This window comes from Bittarella sp. HCP28S3_D9 (genome assembly GCF_052065655.1).
Lineage (GTDB): Bacteria > Bacillota > Clostridia > Oscillospirales > Ruminococcaceae > Bittarella > Bittarella massiliensis.
Genome location: NZ_JBQHTP010000002.1, coordinates 25157 through 40473 on the forward strand (window position 1 = coordinate 25157; position 15317 = coordinate 40473).

15 protein-coding genes are annotated in these 15317 nt (G+C 65.5%); 6 read left to right on the forward strand and 9 right to left on the reverse strand.

The features are described from left to right. Nucleotides 1-78: 78 nt before the first annotated feature. The 3 genes from ACTNAU_RS01540 to ACTNAU_RS01550 form a co-directional block, all read right to left on the reverse strand. Nucleotides 79-564 (reverse strand): SAM-dependent methyltransferase, encoded by a 486-nt coding sequence (locus tag ACTNAU_RS01540; RefSeq protein ID WP_441097325.1) that lies wholly within the window; start codon nucleotides 562-564, stop codon nucleotides 79-81. A gap of 212 nt (nucleotides 565-776) precedes the next feature. Then, the gene (locus ACTNAU_RS01545) at nucleotides 777-1193 is read right to left on the reverse strand and encodes a methyltransferase family protein (RefSeq protein WP_441097327.1); all 417 of its coding nucleotides are present in this window, start codon (nucleotides 1191-1193) and stop codon (nucleotides 777-779) included. A 983-nt stretch (nucleotides 1194-2176) separates the two neighbouring features. Further along, entirely contained in the window at nucleotides 2177-2737 is a 561-nt protein-coding gene (locus ACTNAU_RS01550; RefSeq protein ID WP_441097328.1) for a DUF3795 domain-containing protein, read from the reverse strand. 185 nt (nucleotides 2738-2922) lie between these two features. Here ACTNAU_RS01550 and ACTNAU_RS01555 point away from each other — a divergent pair, with 185 nt between their 5' ends. The 3 genes from ACTNAU_RS01555 to ACTNAU_RS01565 all read left to right on the forward strand — a co-directional run bounded on the left by ACTNAU_RS01555 (nucleotide 2923) and on the right by ACTNAU_RS01565 (nucleotide 6822). Continuing rightward, entirely contained in the window at nucleotides 2923-3960 is a 1038-nt protein-coding gene (locus ACTNAU_RS01555; RefSeq protein WP_185916249.1) for an ABC transporter substrate-binding protein, read from the forward strand. 849 nt (nucleotides 3961-4809) lie between these two features. Further along, on the forward strand, nucleotides 4810-5382 hold the full coding sequence (locus tag ACTNAU_RS01560; protein ID WP_441097329.1) for a TetR/AcrR family transcriptional regulator: 573 nt from the start codon (nucleotides 4810-4812) through the stop codon (nucleotides 5380-5382). A gap of 102 nt (nucleotides 5383-5484) precedes the next feature. Beyond that, a complete protein-coding gene (locus ACTNAU_RS01565) occupies nucleotides 5485-6822 on the forward strand; it encodes an MATE family efflux transporter (RefSeq protein ID WP_441097331.1) in 1338 nt (445 codons plus the stop codon). A gap of 97 nt (nucleotides 6823-6919) precedes the next feature. Here ACTNAU_RS01565 and ACTNAU_RS01570 read toward each other — a convergent pair whose 3' ends face one another. The 5 genes from ACTNAU_RS01570 to ung form a co-directional block, all read right to left on the reverse strand. Beyond that, nucleotides 6920-7069, reverse strand: coding sequence for a hypothetical protein (locus ACTNAU_RS01570; RefSeq protein ID WP_216401872.1), 150 nt, complete (start codon nucleotides 7067-7069; stop codon nucleotides 6920-6922). Between the two features lie 78 nt (nucleotides 7070-7147). After that, on the reverse strand, nucleotides 7148-7951 hold the full coding sequence (locus ACTNAU_RS01575) for a hypothetical protein (protein WP_441097333.1): 804 nt from the start codon (nucleotides 7949-7951) through the stop codon (nucleotides 7148-7150). Further along, nucleotides 7945-8649: an ABC transporter ATP-binding protein gene (locus ACTNAU_RS01580; protein WP_185916253.1), complete on the reverse strand. Its 705-nt coding sequence runs from the start codon at nucleotides 8647-8649 to the stop codon at nucleotides 7945-7947. The genes ACTNAU_RS01575 and ACTNAU_RS01580 overlap by 7 nt, the downstream gene beginning before the upstream one ends. Before the next feature lies 1 nt (nucleotide 8650). Then, complete coding sequence (locus tag ACTNAU_RS01585) at nucleotides 8651-9016, reverse strand: GntR family transcriptional regulator (RefSeq protein WP_044993078.1); 366 nt, start codon at nucleotides 9014-9016, stop codon at nucleotides 8651-8653. 920 nt (nucleotides 9017-9936) lie between these two features. Next, complete coding sequence (ung, locus tag ACTNAU_RS01590) at nucleotides 9937-10629, reverse strand: uracil-DNA glycosylase (protein WP_441097334.1); 693 nt, start codon at nucleotides 10627-10629, stop codon at nucleotides 9937-9939. Nucleotides 10630-10849: 220 nt separating this feature from the next. Between ung and ACTNAU_RS01595 the strand changes: the two genes are divergently transcribed. The 3 genes from ACTNAU_RS01595 to ACTNAU_RS01605 all read left to right on the forward strand — a co-directional run bounded on the left by ACTNAU_RS01595 (nucleotide 10850) and on the right by ACTNAU_RS01605 (nucleotide 14191). Continuing rightward, the gene (locus tag ACTNAU_RS01595; RefSeq protein WP_185916255.1) at nucleotides 10850-12076 is read left to right on the forward strand and encodes an LCP family protein; all 1227 of its coding nucleotides are present in this window, start codon (nucleotides 10850-10852) and stop codon (nucleotides 12074-12076) included. Between the two features lie 148 nt (nucleotides 12077-12224). Next, a complete protein-coding gene (locus tag ACTNAU_RS01600; protein WP_441097335.1) occupies nucleotides 12225-13190 on the forward strand; it encodes an NAD(P)-dependent oxidoreductase in 966 nt (321 codons plus the stop codon). A gap of 113 nt (nucleotides 13191-13303) precedes the next feature. Next, nucleotides 13304-14191, forward strand: coding sequence for a DMT family transporter (locus tag ACTNAU_RS01605; RefSeq protein ID WP_441097336.1), 888 nt, complete (start codon nucleotides 13304-13306; stop codon nucleotides 14189-14191). A 438-nt stretch (nucleotides 14192-14629) separates the two neighbouring features. Here ACTNAU_RS01605 and ACTNAU_RS01610 read toward each other — a convergent pair whose 3' ends face one another. Next, entirely contained in the window at nucleotides 14630-15313 is a 684-nt protein-coding gene (locus ACTNAU_RS01610; protein WP_185916258.1) for a TIGR00266 family protein, read from the reverse strand. Nucleotides 15314-15317: the final 4 nt, after the last annotated feature.

The following is a 15317-nucleotide window of genomic DNA, read 5'->3' on the forward strand; positions in this document are numbered from 1 at the left end:
CGCACCGGGCGGGGGAAGCCCCGCCCCCCCTGCCCCCGGTGGCGCGGTGCCCAAGCGGCAGGGCCGCGGGCGCACCAGCTAAAAGGAGAACTCCGCCCCCCAGTCAAAGTCGCCGCTCTCCTCCACGCTGGCCGACCAGTGGGCGCACCAGTCGGGCACGCCCGGGGTCGCCACCCGGTCGAGGCTGGGCAGATAGGGCTTGATGTCGAGCACCGGGCTGCCGTCCTCGGCGTCCAGGTAATCCAGGATGAGAACGCCCCTCTCCCGGTCTATCCCCAACACCCCCGCACAGGAGAGGGCGATGGGGTTGGGCCGCTGGGGGGAGCGGGTGGCGAAGGTGCCCAGCAGGGCCGGTCCACGCCGGTAGGGTGCCTCCTCGGTGCGGCTGGCGCGGGAACGCGCGTCCTCGCAGCCGGAAAACCACCAGAGGATCTGCAGGTGGGAAAAGCCCTCCAGCCCGGCGAGGGCAGGGCGGTAGGGCGGCGCCACCTTCAGGCGAAAGGCGCCGCTCTCGGCGCGGACAACGCCGATGGGCGACAGGGTCAGATGGGTTGCATTTTGCACGGTCATTTCCTCCCAATTCGTTTTTGAGCAGCGCCGCTACTGCCAGTATAGCGAAGTGTGGGAACACTACAACCCCCTTTTCAAAAAACTCCTCCCTGCACCGCGACATGCCAAAGAAGGCGGCCGTGGCAGCGGACCGCCAAGGGCCGTATCTCCCCCCCACCCAAACGGAGCCCCTTTCACAGCTGTGAAAGGGGCTCCGTTTTTTCTCTCTAGCGCGGCCGCCGCCTGCCCAGGTAGCGGCAGACCCGGCTGCGGTAGCGGGTGTAGGCCGGGCCAAAGGCGGCGGGGAGAAAGGCCTCTTCCTGCAAGATCTGCAGGTGCAAAAGCACCGCCGCCAGGCAGGAGAGGGCGAGGAGGAGGGGGTTCCAAAAGGCCAGCAGCAGCCCCAGATAGGTCAAGTCAAAACCGAGAAAGGCCGGGTTGCGGCTAAAGCGGTAGATGCCGGCGGTGACCAGTTCGGTCTCCCCCTCCCGGGGGATGTCCGCCCGCCAGCTGTCGCGCATGGTGTAGACCGAGGCGGCAAACACCCCGACCCCCGCGGCCGCCAGACCCAACCCCAGCCAGCGCAGCCAGGTGGGGGCGCTGTTCCAGTCGGCCAGGGCGCAGGCCGCCTCGGCCAAGGCCACGGCGCAGGTGACCCCCCTTGAGCAGCAACTCGGTCCAGAAGAGCCGCCCCCTCTTGTTCCCCCGGGCCATCTGGTCGGTGCGGATCCCCCGCCTGCGCTGGGCCAGCATCTTGCCCAGGTAGACGCCGTAAAAGGCCGCCAAGATCGCCAGGGCGGCAATTTGAATGGCCATCCCCTCTCTCCCGCCCCCCGCAGAGGGGCGACTGGCAAAGCGCCGCTATTGTCCAAACGTCGCCTCCTCTCCCCCGCACCGGGGGGGCAATTTGCGGCGGAGGGCACCGCGATATCAGCGTTCGCACTTTCATCCACATACCCGTGTGGGATGCGACGCACCGAACTGGTTGCGCCGCCCCAAGTGCGGCAAATTTCGATCCGCCCCCCCTCGCGTGGGAGACGACGCCTCTCTCCACCATCGCGCCCTTGCTCTCGAAATTTCGATCCACGCCCCCGCGTGGGGGACGACCCGCCATCCAGGGAGTAGGCAATCAGCAGGATTTCATTTCGATCCCCACCCCCGCGCGGGGAATCGTCGAAGGCACAAGACCCACACCCCGGCACCATGTTTCGATTTGCCCCTCCCGCAGAAGGAGACATCGCCGGGCGATGCGCACACCGGCAGTTTAGGCATTTTAACCTACCCTCCCGCGGGAGACAGGAACAGCGAAAAGACTTCCACCGCCGGCAAAAAATCCTCCTCCCCCCAGCCAGGAGAGAACTGTCCCGCACACCGCAGGCCCCGGCCGCATCCCAGCCGTTTTGCCCGCCCGTCCCCGCGGAGGAGCGAGACCATGGACGCGCAAATTGCACGCACAGCCGACCGCTCTTTCGACCCACCCCGCGCAGGAGAGAGTCCCCCTTCCCGGTCATCGGTTTCGCCGGGGTGCCATTTCGACCCACCCGCCCCGCGCAGGGGGACGACTCGCCACCTGCCCGCCGGGCAGCAATCGTGGACATTTCGATCCACATCCCCCCGGGGCGACCGCCTACCCCCTCTTCTCCCGGGGCTTGCGGCGCAACTTGAGGGTCACCCCCTGGCGGGCGGCCGCCCCCTCCAACAATTCCACCGCCAGCGCAGCCCGCTCCTTGAGGGGCTGCCGGGGCGATGTCTCCTCCCGCAGCCGCGCCAGCGCCCGGCGGATCTCGCCGCACTCCAGCAGGTTGCAGGCCAGGCAGAAAAAGGTCTTGCGCCGGCCGTCGTTGTAGCCGGCCAACAGCTCGTCGAGGGCGGCCCGCCGCTCCTCCTGCTCGGCGCGAAAGGCGGCGGCGCCGCTCCCCCGCACCCGCTCCAGGTTCTCCCGCCGGTTGCGGTGGGTGACAAAGGAGTCAAAGGGCTCGGGCTGCGCGTACCGCCGGCAGGGGTACTCGTCGCAGAGGGAGCAGTAGGCCACCCCGCCGTGCTCCCCACTGCAGCGGGCAATGGCGCAGGGCTGGTTGCCCGGCCCCCCGCCGCAGCCGGGGCAGTGGCCGCCCAGCTGCATCGGGCAGAGGCCGCAGCACAGCCCACAGAGGGAGAGCAGCAGGTCCTCTCTGGCAAAATCCTTCACGGCGATCGCTCCTTTTTGGCGCCCCGGCGGGCGGATGTCTGTACCAAAAAGGATACTCCCTTTTCCCCCAAAGGACAACCGATCGGTCGATTTTCCCGCCAAAAGGGGAACCCCGGGGCCCATTTTTACATAGACTGCGTCGTAACCCCGCTTCACAAATCCAACAGGAAAGGGAGATACATAGTATGCAGAAAAAAAGCTGGCAAACCCGCACCGCCCGCCTGGCCGCGGGCACCCTGGCAGCCGCCCTGGCGCTGGGCGCCTTCACCGGCTGCGGCGAGAAGAAGGGCGAGGGCGACAAGGCCCTGACCAAGGTCACCGTCAACGAGGTCACCCACTCGGTCTTCTACGCCCCCCAGTACGCCGCCATCAACCTGGGCTTCTTCGAGGAGGAGGGCATCGACATCGACCTGTCGGTGGGCCAGGGCACCGACAAGGTGATGACCGGCGTCCTCTCCGGCTCCATCGACGTGGGCTTCGGCGGGCCGGAAGCCGCCATCTACATCTACAACGAGGGCAAGGAAAACTACAGCCAGGTCTTTGCCCAGCTGACCAAGCGGGACGGCTCCTTCCTGGTGGGCCGGGAGAAGGACGACAACTTCAGCTGGCAAAAACTCAAGGGCACCACGCTGCTGCCCGGCCGCAAGGGCGGCGTCCCCTACATGACCCTGGGCCACGTCCTGCGCCAGAACGGCCTCACCCCCGGCACCGACCTGACGCTGGACGACAGCATCCAGTTCTCGGCCATGGCCGGCGCCTTCACCGGCGGCAACGGCGACTACGTCGCCCTCTTCGAGCCCACCGCCTCCATGCTCGAAAAGGAGGGCCGAGGCTACATCGTGGCCTCCATCGGCGAGGAGAGCGGCGAGATCCCCTACACCGCCTACTTTGCCAGCAAGGACTTCATCGAGAAAAACCCCGACCTGGTGCAGCGGTTCACCAACGCCGTCTACAAGGGCCAGCAGTGGGTGCAGAGCCACAGCGCCAAAGAGGTGGCCGAGGCCATCGCCCCCTCCTTTGCCGACACCGACGTGGAGCTTTTGACCACCGTGGTGCAGCGCTACAAGGACATCGACGCCTGGTCCACCGACCCGGTGATGGAGCGGGAGTCCTTTGAGCGGCTGCAGGACGTGATGACCGAAGCGGGCGAGCTCAAGCAGAAGGCCGATTACGACAAGCTGGTCAACAACACCTTCGCCGAGACCGCCAAGGCAAACGGCTGACCCCTCGGCAGATGCGCTCTCGCACCCTTTTTCCCGCACCGTGCGGCCGGATGGGGCGCAGAGAAACGAGAGACAGGCGGAGATCTCCGCCTGTCTCTCGTTTTGCCCGTCCCCCGCTCCCCCCGTCGTTCGGCTCGGGACACGTCCCCCGCGGGCAAAGGAGGGGGGGCAGGCACAGCCGACACCCCGCCGGCCGGCAGGTGCGGGCGGACAGCTTGCACCCCTCGCCCGGGTCCTGTGCAGGGACCGAAAAAACGCCGCCGCCAGCGCGGGCCTCCCCCCTGTCCCACACCTCTCTGCAGGAGTGCCGTCCCCCCGCGAGCGGAGGCCTCCGTCCGCCCCGCCGCAGACCCCAGTCACACCGCCCAAAAACGCGGTCCCCCGGCCAGAGATCTTTTCTGTGCCCCCATTCGGCGACCGCCCGGTCGAAAGGGCTGCCCCCGCAGGTCGTCCCCACCCCCTCGGCCGCCCTCCGAAAAAGCGCCGGGCAGGGCAAAGGGCGAGGGCAAGGGAAGGGGAAGCGCTCACCCGAAAATCGCTCCCCCGCCGGGGCCGTCTGCACCGCCCAAGGCGCCCGCCCCCGCCGCAGATATCCCGTTTTGGGGGATGCGCTCTCCCCCACTCCGCGGCGGCCCCTCTCTCCACTGCCCCCCTTCCCAAGGCGTTATAGGCCCCCGCCGTCCTCTCCCCCGTCTCCCCAGATCCGCCGCGCCCTCGCCAGACCGCCGCATCTCCCAAAAATTGCCCCTTCCCCCGCAAATCAAAAAGCAATTTATCTGAATGAATATCATTCATTGACAAGTTCGGCCGGATGTGCTATCCTGTAGAGGCAGAAAGGGGGCGAGGCAGATGCCGCGCGTCAGCAAGGAGCCGGAGGAGCGCCGCAGGGAGATCCTCGACACCGCCATCGAGCTGTTTTACAAAAAGGGGTTCTCCCACACCTCCATTTCGGACATCGCCCAAAAGGCGGGCATCTCCCAGGGGCTGTGCTACCGCTACTTCCCCTCCAAAGAGGCCATCGCCGACGCGGCGGTGGACCGCTACGCCCAGATGCTCCTGGACAAGACCACCCCCGTCCTCTGCGCCCCCGACCGCACCCTGCGGGAGAAGCTGCGGGACACCCCCAGCGTCCTGGAGACCGAGACCGACGACAACTTCTACTACAAATTGGCCCACGCAGCCGAGAACAGCGCCGTTCACCAGCAGGTGATCGCCCGGCTCTCGGCCCTGCTGGTGCCCCTGGTGGCCCAGCAGATCCGCCTGGCCAACGAGCGGGGCGAGACCTGTATCGCCGACCCTGAGACCACCGCCGACTTCTGCATCTACGGCCAGCGGGGGGTCTTTCTCCGCCAGGACATCAGCCGGGAGGAGAAGATCGCCCGCATCGCCGCCTTCCTCGGGCAGATGCTAAACCTCTCTTGACCCCACCCCTCACCCCACGCCCCTCCGCCCTCGAAAGAGGGCATTGATTTGGCTCTGTAAATGAATGATGTTCATTCACCATTTTCAGAAAGGAGTTTTTCTGTGTCTGCGACCATCGACTTTGCAGGGGAAAAGACCCTGCCGGCGCTGCTGAAGATGTCGCTTCCCATGATGGCGGCCACCTTTTTGAGCATGGCCTACAACCTGGTGGACAGCCTCTGGATCGGCAACCTGCTGGGGGAGGAGGCCATGGCCGCCCTCACCTCCTCCACCCCCGTCATCCTGCTGCTCAACGCCATCGCCATGGGCACGGCGGGCGGGGGGAGCATCCTCCTCTCCCAGGCGGTGGGGGCGGAGGACAGGGCAGCCAGGGAGCGGCTGTTGAGCACCTCGTTTTTCGCCTCCCTGGGCCTCTGCCTGCTGCTGACTGCGGGGAGCGAGGCCCTGTTGCCCCTGCTGCTGCGGGGGCTGGGCACTCCGGCGGACATCCTCCCCCTGGCCCGGGACTACCTGGCCGTCTACCTGCTGGGCTACCTCTCGGTCTTCCTCTACAACTACTTTGCCGCCGTGCTGCGAAGCTATGGCAACACCGCCTTTCAGGCCATCGCCATGCTCCTCTGCACCCTCCTCAACGCGGTGCTCGACCCCCTCTTCATCCACTGGCTGGGCTTTTCGGGCGCCGCCGTCGCCACCGTCACCTCGCAGATGACCGCCCTGGCCATCATGCTCGTCTACCTGGCGCGCAAACGGCTGTTTTCCTGCCACATCCGCCAATTTGACCGCGGCCTCCTCCTCTCCCTGTGCCGAAGCGCCCTCCCCTCGGTGGTGCAACAGGGCGTCCCCGCCGTCAGCACTGCCTTTCTCACCGGGCTCGTCAGCGGCTACGGGGTCTCGGCCATTGCCGGGTATGGGGTGGCCTGCAAGCTGGAAGTCGTCCTCCTCTACCCCGCCGTCTCCCTGAACATGGCCCTGATGGCCATTGTCGGCCAGTGCATCGGCGCCGGGCGGCCCGACCGCGCCCGGGACTACCTGCGGGCCTCTCTCCTCTTCGGCAGCGGGCTGCTGGCAGCTCTCACGGCGGCGGTGCTCCTCCTTGCGCGGCCGCTGGCCGCCCTCTTCCTCTCGGGGGAGGCAGCCGTCTCCCTGGCCGCCCGCTACCTGCTGGTGGTGGGGGTGGGCTATCTCGGCAACGGGCTCGCCAACTGCTTTTTGGGGGCCGTCAACGGGGCGGGCCGCCCGGGGACGGGGATGCTGCTGACGGCCCTGTACCACCTGGGCGCGCGCATCCCCCTGGCCTGGCTGGCCAGCGCCCTGGGCTTCGGCCTCACCGGCATCTGGTGCGCCGGCCACCTGGTGGCGGCACTCTCCACCCAGATGGCCGCCCGCCGCCTCTTGTGGGGGGAAGGGGTCCCTTCCCTGCCGGCAGCGGCGAAAAAGTAGCCTCCCTCACTCGCACACAAAAACTCGCCCGGCTCAGCACAGAGACCGGCCTTCGAACAAAGGCCGGTCTCTGCATATTTTTCAGGGGAGACCCCCCCTATTTTCGCCCCATGAGGGCCAGATTGGGGGCCAACATCACCCCGCAGACCAAGGCGCAGAGGAGCAGCCCCCCCGCCGAGACCCGGGCCGAAAGCAGGGCCCAGATGCCCAGCGCCAGCCCGGCGACGCCCGCCAGGGCGGCCAGCAACTGGGTCAGCCGGCGCAGGGCCGACAGCTGTATCCGCTTCAGGGAAATCCCCTCCTCTCTCCGCTGTATCCCGATACCCTACTCCAGATTGAGCTTTCTGGAGAGGATGAAGTTGGAGCCCACGTAGAAGCAGCCGCCGAAAAGGACGTTGAGGCCGATGGAGAGGGCGAAGACCATCCGCAGGAAGCCGGCCATCTGCCCCAGGGGAACGTCGCCGAAGAAGTCCAGCCCGGTGAAGAGGCAGGCGATGAGCAGCGCCACGGTGGAGATGCTCTGGATCACCACGTTGAGGACCAGGTAGGCCCCCACCGAGGTGAGGATCCGGTGGCCCCGCCCAAACTGCCCGATGGAGATGGAGAGGTAGCACATGAGGTTTGTCACCACCAGCGAGACCAGGACCGTGAAGATGGTCCAGAGGAGGAGTTCGCTCATCCCCATCCCCAGTTCGCCCTTCATGGCGGCATCGGCCATCTGCAGGGCGTCGGGCAGCTTGCTGATGATGCCGTGTCCGACCCCCATCAGCAGCAGGGAGCCCACCGCCACCAGACAGGTGCCCACGCTCCAGACGGTGGAGACCACCGTCTTTGCCAGCAGGTGGGTGCCCGCCTTGACCGGCAGGGTGAACATCAGGTAGCCCTCATCGCAGATGAGGTTTTTGTAAAAGCGGGAGATCACCACAAAGAAGGAGAGGGCGAAGGCCGCCACCATCAGGGCCACGTAGGCGAAGATGAGGACCCCCTGGGCGAACTTGAGCACCGGCAGCTTGCCCTGCAGCGTCAGCCCCAGGTTGACCACCCCGCCCATGAGCAGCAGCGCCCCGTACACCGGCAGCAACAGACGACCGGTGGCCTTGAACTCGTATTTGATCAGTTTCCCTAACATCTGAATTCCTCCCTGAACAGCTGGTCCACCGACACGCCCCGGCTCTCGCGGATGTCGTCCACCGAGGACTGCAGGACCATCTGGCCGTTTTTGATGAAGACCACCTCGTCGAGCACCTTTTCAATGTCCGAGATCAGGTGGGTGGAGATGAGGACGGTGGCGTTCTCGCTGTAGTTTGAGATGATGGTGTCGAGGATGTAGTCCCGGGCGGCGGGGTCCACCCCGCCGATGGGCTCATCCAGCAAGTAGAGCTCCGCCTCCCGGCTCATGACCAAAATCAACTGCACCTTCTCCTTGGTGCCCTTGGACATGGTCTTGAGCTTGTCTTTGAGATTGATGCCCAGGCGGGCCAGCATATCCCGCGCCTTGGCCTCGTTGAAGTCGGGGTAGAAGTCGGAGAACATCTCCAGAATGCCCTCCACCCGCATCCAGTCGTTGAGGTAGGTGCGCTCGGGCAGGTAGGAGACGATCCGCTTGCTCTCCACCCCCGGGCGGTGTCCCCCCACCAGCAGTTCCCCGGCGGTGGGGGTCAACAGTCCGCTGACCAGTTTGATAAAGGTGGTCTTGCCGCTGCCGTTGGGCCCCAAAAGCCCCACGATCTTCCCACGGGGGATCTCCAGGGTCAGCCCGTTTAGGGCCAGCTTGTAGCTGTAGCGCTTTTGCAGCCCCTGACAGCTGATAATGGCGTCTCTGTTCATCTCACTCCATCTCCTTTTCCGCCCGCTCCAGCAGGGCAATGACGTCCTGCCGGGAAAGGCCCATCTCACTCATCTTCTTCAAAAATATCTGCACCTGCTCGGCGGCCAACTGCTCTTTCATCTGTTCCAGCCTCTCTCTGTCGTCGGTGATAAACCGGCCTGCGGTGCGCTGGGCGTACACCAGGCCCAGCCGCTCCAACTCCCCCAGGGCCTTTTGCATGGTGTTGGGGTTGACCGCCGCCTCGGCGGCCAGGTCCCGCACCGAGGGGAGCTTGCCCCCCGGCGGATAGACGCCGGTCAGGATCTGCTGCTGCAGGGTCTCCACCAGCTGCAGGTAGATCGGCCGGTCGCTCTCAATTTTCCACATATCCCCGCTCCTTTCCACCCATTGTACCACTGTACTAAGTCGTTAATACAATAATACACTCTTGTGAATCATCTGTCAACCTCTGGGCGCAAATCATTTTATTTTTTTGAAGGGAGCGGTTATCCCCCCTCCCCCACAGCAGGCACCTCCCGCTCGACCCGGCTCCCCCCTGTTTCTCCCTGCGGCTGCGCTCTTTTGGCCGCGCCTGGGCAATCGCCAGGTCAAACCAGCTGTTCTCCCTCCCAGCGCAACCCCCACTTTAAAAGAAGGAGTGCCAACACAGCGCAGAGACAACGGCCACAAACCCTCTAACCGCCGCGGCGCCGGGAGGGGGGAAAACGGCCCACGAGCAGCACGCCGCCCCTTGCAAGGCGGGGAAATCAAGGCCGGACAAACAGCCGCAGAGCACAAACCCAGCCGCCCTCTCGGCGTCCAACTCGCCCGCACAGCAAGCCGGCCTTTTTCCCCTCCCCGCGGCAAAAAGGGCGCTATAGCGCTCCCGCAGTCAAACCGAACTCCAAAGCACAAAAAGGCGCGGGGAAGGGCGAAGACTCCTCCCCTCTTCCGCCCGCCGCCAAGCGAAAACCCGCTCCCCCCCCCTTGGCGATCCAATCCCTTCCCCAGCGCAAGCCATTTTTCGCACCTGCAAAGCGATGCGGCGGCGCTGGGCGCTTGGGGCCACCCTGCACCCTGTCGCCCGGCGCCGTTACCCTCTGCCTTTGCAATTTTCCGCCGCTGGAACAGCCTTTCCCCAAGCCCTCTTGGTGGACTTTCAGGCCGCCCCTTCAGCCCCTACGCGAAATCAAGAGGAGGCGAGGGCCGCGCCCCACTTCCCCGGCCAAGCGGCCGCGCCACCAGGGCAAAAAAAGAGCCCCGCCTCCATGGGCAGGGTCCTCTTAAAAGGCAAGTTTTTCCGCCGGCTACTGCGCCGGCTCCCAGGGCGGGTGGGAGAGATCCCAGTCGATGCCCTGGCCGTAGTGCTGCTGCAAAAAGGCGTTGGCCTTGGAGAAGTGGCGACAGCCGAAAAATCCCCGGAAGGCCGAGAGGGGGCTGGGGTGAGGGGCCTGCAGGATCAGGTGCTGGGGCCCCTTGATGAGGGGCACCTTGGAGCGGGCGTCGGCCCCCCAGAGCAAAAAGACCATGGGCGCCTCCCTCTCCCCCAGCTTTTCGATCACCGCGTCGGTGAACTGCTGCCAGCCCAGGGCCCGGTGGGACCCCGCCTGCCCCCTGCGCACGGTGAGGCTGCTGTTCAAAAGGAAGACCCCCTGCTCCGCCCAGGGGCCCAGGTAGCCGCTGGTCGAGGGGGGGATGTCCAGGTCGTTCCAGAGCTCCTGATAGATGTTTTGCAAAGACGGGGGCAGCGGCACGCCGGGGGGGACCGAGAAGCTCATCCCCATGGCCTGGCCCGGGCCGTGGTAGGGGTCCTGCCCCAGCAAGACCACCCGCACCCGCTGGTAGGGGGTCATCAAAAAGGCGCGAAAGACGCTCCCCTGCGGCGGGTAGACGGTGGCGGTGCGGTACTCCTGCTGTACCCGCCGCACGAGTTCCCCAAAATAGGGCTTGGCAAACTCGCCCTTTAACACCTGGCTCCAATCGCCCAATTTTTCAAACACCGGCGTCCCTCCCCTGCCGACCCAACACCCCGGGCCGGCTGCGCTTTTCTGATCCCTATCTTACCACAGGGGAGGCGGGGCTGTCCATTCCCCGCCGCCGGCGATTGTTAAGAGAACCTTCATAAAAACGCCCGGGCCGCCGTTTGCCTTTTTGCAGAAAATGTCGTATACTAGTTGCCATGTGTAAACCCTGTATCGCGCGCACAAGGAGGTACAGCAGATGGCAAAACCCATTCGCGGAGACGATCCGTTTAACATCTTGGACTTAGACGACATCCCCAAGCCGGGGCGGGACATCCCGGCCCGGCCCGCCCCTCGCCCCCACTCCCCCAACCTGTTGGAGGAGGACGAGGTCCCCTCTCGCACCGGCAAGGGCGAGGAGAAAAAGAGCGCTGCCCCCCGCCGCGCAGCCGGCCAGGGGCAGGAAGCGGACAGGAATGGAAGGGAGGCGTCCAACATGGGCAAAAAAGAGCCGAAACGGAAGAAAAACGGCAAGAAAAAGATGAAGCTCTGGCTGAAGATCCTCATCCCCGTGCTGGTGGTGCTGGGGATCGCGGGAGGCACCGCCGCCTATGTCCTGATGGACATCGCCGGCAGCTACGACCCGGTGGAACTCAACGAGGCCGAGCTGGGCTTTGACTCGGTGATCGACAAAAACGTCAAGAACATCGCCCTCTTCGGCGTCGACAGCCGCAACGGCCTCCTGGACAAGGGCACCCGCTCCGATTCCATCATCATCCTCTCCATCGACAAAAACCACAACAAGGTCAAGCTCTCCTCCATCATGCGGGACGCCTATGTCAACATCCCCGGCCGGGGGATGGACAAGATCACCCACGCCTACGCCTTCGGCGGGGCCGAGCTGGCCGTTCGCACCCTCAACGAAAACTTCGATCTGGACATCACCGACTTCGCCACCGTGGACTTTGCCAACATGGCCGAGATCGTGGACGCCGTGGGCGGGGTGACCATCGACGTGAAGGACAACGAGGTGGACAATCTCAATGCAAGCGTCAGAGAGCAGGCCGCGGCCACCGGGAAACCGGCAACGTACGTGAAATCGGGCGGCACCCAGACCCTCAACGGCATCCAGGCCGTCGCCTACTCCCGCATCCGCTATGTGGGCAACGGCGACTTCGAGCGGACCGAGCGGCAGCGCACCGTCCTGATGCAGCTGTTCAACAAGGCCCTGGCCATGAACCCCACCAAGTACCCCCAGCTGGCCAAAGACCTGCTGGGGCTCACCAAGACCTCCCTCGACTTTGGCACCCTGATGGGCTACGCCCCGATGGCCCTGCAAAAGCCCACCATGGTGACCACCCGCTTCCCCACCGATTCGGACTACAAGGGGGAGAAGATCAACGGCACCTACTACATGACCTTTGACGACGCGGTCACCACCCAGAAGCTGCACGACTTCATCTACAACGACATCATGCCCAGCTGAGGGCACTTTGAGCAACGGCGCTCTCCTCGCCGCCTGACGGCGGCAAAGGGGAGCGCCGCTTTGCACACTGATTTCACCGGGCAGCCCCCCGCCCCGGCATAGGGCGCGGCCATTCTGCCCATCTTATCTGCAAAAGGAGTGATGTTTTATGTCGCAACCGACCGTGCTCTTCACCCTCCCCTACGGGGATGAGGCCTTTGCCCGGGTGGAAAAGCTGGGCTACAGGGTCCTCTACATCGACGAAAAGCGGCTCCCCGAAGCGGCGGCCCCCCTGGCCATGGCCGCCCGGGAGGCCGAGGTGCTGGTGGGGTACGACCCCTTTCCCCACCTCTCCCTGGCCGACTGCCCCCAGCTGCGGCTCATCCAGCTGGTGAGCGTGGGCTTTGACCACCTGCCCCGGCAGGAAATCGAGTCCCGCGGCATCGCGGTGGCCCACAACGCGGGGCAGACCAAGATCCCCATCAGCGAGTGGGTCCTCTTTCAGCTGCTGGAAATCTTTAAAAACGCCTGCCTCTTCCTGCGCCAGCAGGCGGAACACCGCTGGCAGGTGCAGACGGACATCCTGGAGCTCTGGGGGAAGACCGTCCTCTTTTTGGGGGCGGGGAACATCGCCAGCGAGACCGCCAAGAAGTGCAAGGCCTTTGGCTGCACCACCCTGGCAGTCAGCCGCAGCGGACGCCCGGCAGAGGGGATCGACCAGGTCTCCCCCATCGGCCAGCTGGAGGCCCTCCTCCCCCGGGCGGACGCCCTGATCTGCACCCTGCCCGCCACCCCCGAGACCCACCACCTGCTAAACGGGCCCCTGCTGCAAAAGACCAAGCCGGGCTGCGCCCTGGTCAACGTCTCCCGCGGCTCGGTCATCGACACCCAGGCCCTGACCCTTCTCGCCGCACAGCACCACTTTCGCGGGGTGGCCCTGGACGTGTTCGAGGAGGAGCCCCTGGGGGCGGACAGCCCCCTCTGGGACCTGCCGGGGGTCTACATCACCCCCCACAACGCCATCTTCTCGGACAACTGCGACGGCCGCATCTTCGAGATGGTCTGCCAAAACCTAAAGGCCTACGCAAAGGGGGAGCCCCTGGCCGACCTGGTGGACTTCTCGCAGGGCTACTGATACAAAGGGGCGCGTCCACCCAGGGCGCGCCCTTTTTTGCCGCCCTCCGCTTTACAAAGGGCCCCATAGGCGCTATGATGGGGGCTGACAAGCAGTGGAGAGGGGGCGCAGCGATGGGCGCGCGGGGAAGGATGTTGGCGGCGATGGCCGTCTTTGGCAGCATTGGCGCCTTTGTGCGAGCCATCCCCCTGCCCTCGGCGGAGATCGCCCTCTGGCGGGCGGCGATCGCCACAGTCGCCATCGGGGCGGTGCTGCTGGCGCGGCGGCGCCCCCTCCCCCTGGCGCAGATCAAGGGGGAGCTGCCCCGGCTCCTCCTCTCCGGGGCGGCCATGGGGTTTAACTGGATCCTGCTCTTCGCCGCCTACCGCTACACCTCGGTCTCGGTGGCGACCTTGAGCTACTACTTCGCCCCCTCCCTGGTGGTGCTGGCCTCCGCCCTCCTCTTTCGGGAGCGGCTGACCGCCCGCAAGGGGGTCTGCTTTCTCCTGGCCACCGGGGGGATGGCGCTGGTCATCGGCACACAGGGCCGCAGCGAGGGCGCAAACGACCGGCTGGGCATCGCCCTGGGACTGGGGGCCGCCGTGCTCTATGCGGCGGTGATCCTGCTCAACAAGGGCATCCGCTCGGTGAGCGGGGTGGACCGGACCCTGGTGCAGTTCGCCGCGGCCATCCTGGTGCTGGCGCCCTACCAGCTCCTCAGCGGGGGCTTTCACCTGGGCGCGCTGGACCCCGCCGGCTGGGCGGCGCTGCTGGCGGTGGGTCTGGTGCACACCGGGGCGGCCTACTGCCTCTACTTCTCGGCCCTCAAGGAGCTGCCGGGCCAGACCGCCGCCCTCCTGAGCTACCTGGACCCGCTGGTGGCGGTGGGGGTGTCGGCCCTCTGGCTGGGGGAGGCCATCGGCCCCTGGCAGCTGGTCGGGGGCGCGGTGGTGCTGGGCTGCTCCCTTTTCAGCGAACTGGGCGGGGGCAAGGACAGCGAGGGCAAGAGCGGGGCCCCTTGACGCGCCCCCGCGGGGCGCAACTGTCTCCCCCCGCGCATCCCCGCAGAGCGCGACCGCGCACCTCGGCGACGATTCTGGCGATATCGATCACTTCCCCTCACGCCCTCACATTTGAACCAAAGCCACCAGTGAAACGGGGGATATACTCCCCCCCTAAAAGGGCACTGCCCAGGCTCCGCCCCCAAGGGGCGTCGGGATTTTAGGGCTGCCTTCCACCCACTGCCACCGGCAAGCCGGCGATCCGGGACACCGTCTCGTGCCCCTACCCCCGAAGAGCGCCCTTCTTTATTGCGCTCTTGGCGCCCATCCTTTCGGAAAGTCCTATGCCAAAGCCAATTTGTTTCTCGTACAAAATCCTATCTTTTTAGCATTCTATCTACAACTAAAAAAGGGACCCGCCGGAGCGATACCGGCGGGTCCCTTTCCATCTGTTGTCTCTCACTGGCTGTTGCTGCTTATAAAGGGCGCCAGGGCGCTGGCAAACCCGCTGACCGGCATGGTCTGCAGGGTGACCTTGCCCGGCCCGGTGATGACGGTGTTGAAGAGCCCCTCCCCGCCAAAGAGGACGTTTTTGACCCCCTTGACCGACTGGATGTCCAGCGAGCAGGTCTCGCTCATCATGGCCAGGTTGCCGGTGTCCACAACGATGGATTGACCGGGGCCCAGCTCGTACTCCACCGCGTAGCCGTCGACCTCTACAAAGGCCATGCCGGAGCCGGAGAGCTTCTGCATGATAAAGCCCTCGCCGCCGAAGAAGCCGGCCCCCAGCTTTTTCTTGAAGTGAACCGACAGCTCCACCCCCGACTCGGAGGCCAAAAACCCGGATTTCTGGACGATCACGCTGTTGCCCGGGGTGATCGGCACCGCGCGGATGGAACCGGGAAAGCTGGAGGCAAAGGCGATCATCCCCGCGCCGCCCAGGGCGGTGTAGCGGTTTTGGAACATGGCCTCGCCGGCAAACATCCGCCCAAAGGCCTTGCCCAGCCCGCCGCCGGAGGTGGTCTCCATCTTCATGTTGGGGCTCATCCAGCTCATGGAGCCCCGCTCGGTGATCATGGTCTCCCCCGGCTGCAGGTCACAGACCACCACCGGCAGGGGTTCCCCTACGATTTTATACTGCATTCAC

What these genes read in the sequence shown, in the direction of transcription:
- ACTNAU_RS01605 (WP_441097336.1), top strand. Translation starts at nt 13,304, where the DNA reads ATGGGCGCGCGGGGAAGGATGTTGGCGGCGATGGCCGTCTTTGGCAGC.
- ACTNAU_RS01595 (WP_185916255.1), top strand. Translation starts at nt 10,850, where the DNA reads ATGGCAAAACCCATTCGCGGAGACGATCCGTTTAACATCTTGGACTTA.
- ACTNAU_RS01585 (WP_044993078.1), bottom strand. Translation starts at nt 9,016, where the DNA reads ATGTGGAAAATTGAGAGCGACCGGCCGATCTACCTGCAGCTGGTGGAG.
- ACTNAU_RS01555 (WP_185916249.1), top strand. Translation starts at nt 2,923, where the DNA reads ATGCAGAAAAAAAGCTGGCAAACCCGCACCGCCCGCCTGGCCGCGGGC.
- ACTNAU_RS01560 (WP_441097329.1), top strand. Translation starts at nt 4,810, where the DNA reads ATGCCGCGCGTCAGCAAGGAGCCGGAGGAGCGCCGCAGGGAGATCCTC.
- ACTNAU_RS01575 (WP_441097333.1), bottom strand. Translation starts at nt 7,951, where the DNA reads ATGTTAGGGAAACTGATCAAATACGAGTTCAAGGCCACCGGTCGTCTG.
- ACTNAU_RS01600 (WP_441097335.1), top strand. Translation starts at nt 12,225, where the DNA reads ATGTCGCAACCGACCGTGCTCTTCACCCTCCCCTACGGGGATGAGGCC.
- ACTNAU_RS01580 (WP_185916253.1), bottom strand. Translation starts at nt 8,649, where the DNA reads ATGAACAGAGACGCCATTATCAGCTGTCAGGGGCTGCAAAAGCGCTAC.
- ACTNAU_RS01610 (WP_185916258.1), bottom strand. Translation starts at nt 15,313, where the DNA reads ATGCAGTATAAAATCGTAGGGGAACCCCTGCCGGTGGTGGTCTGTGAC.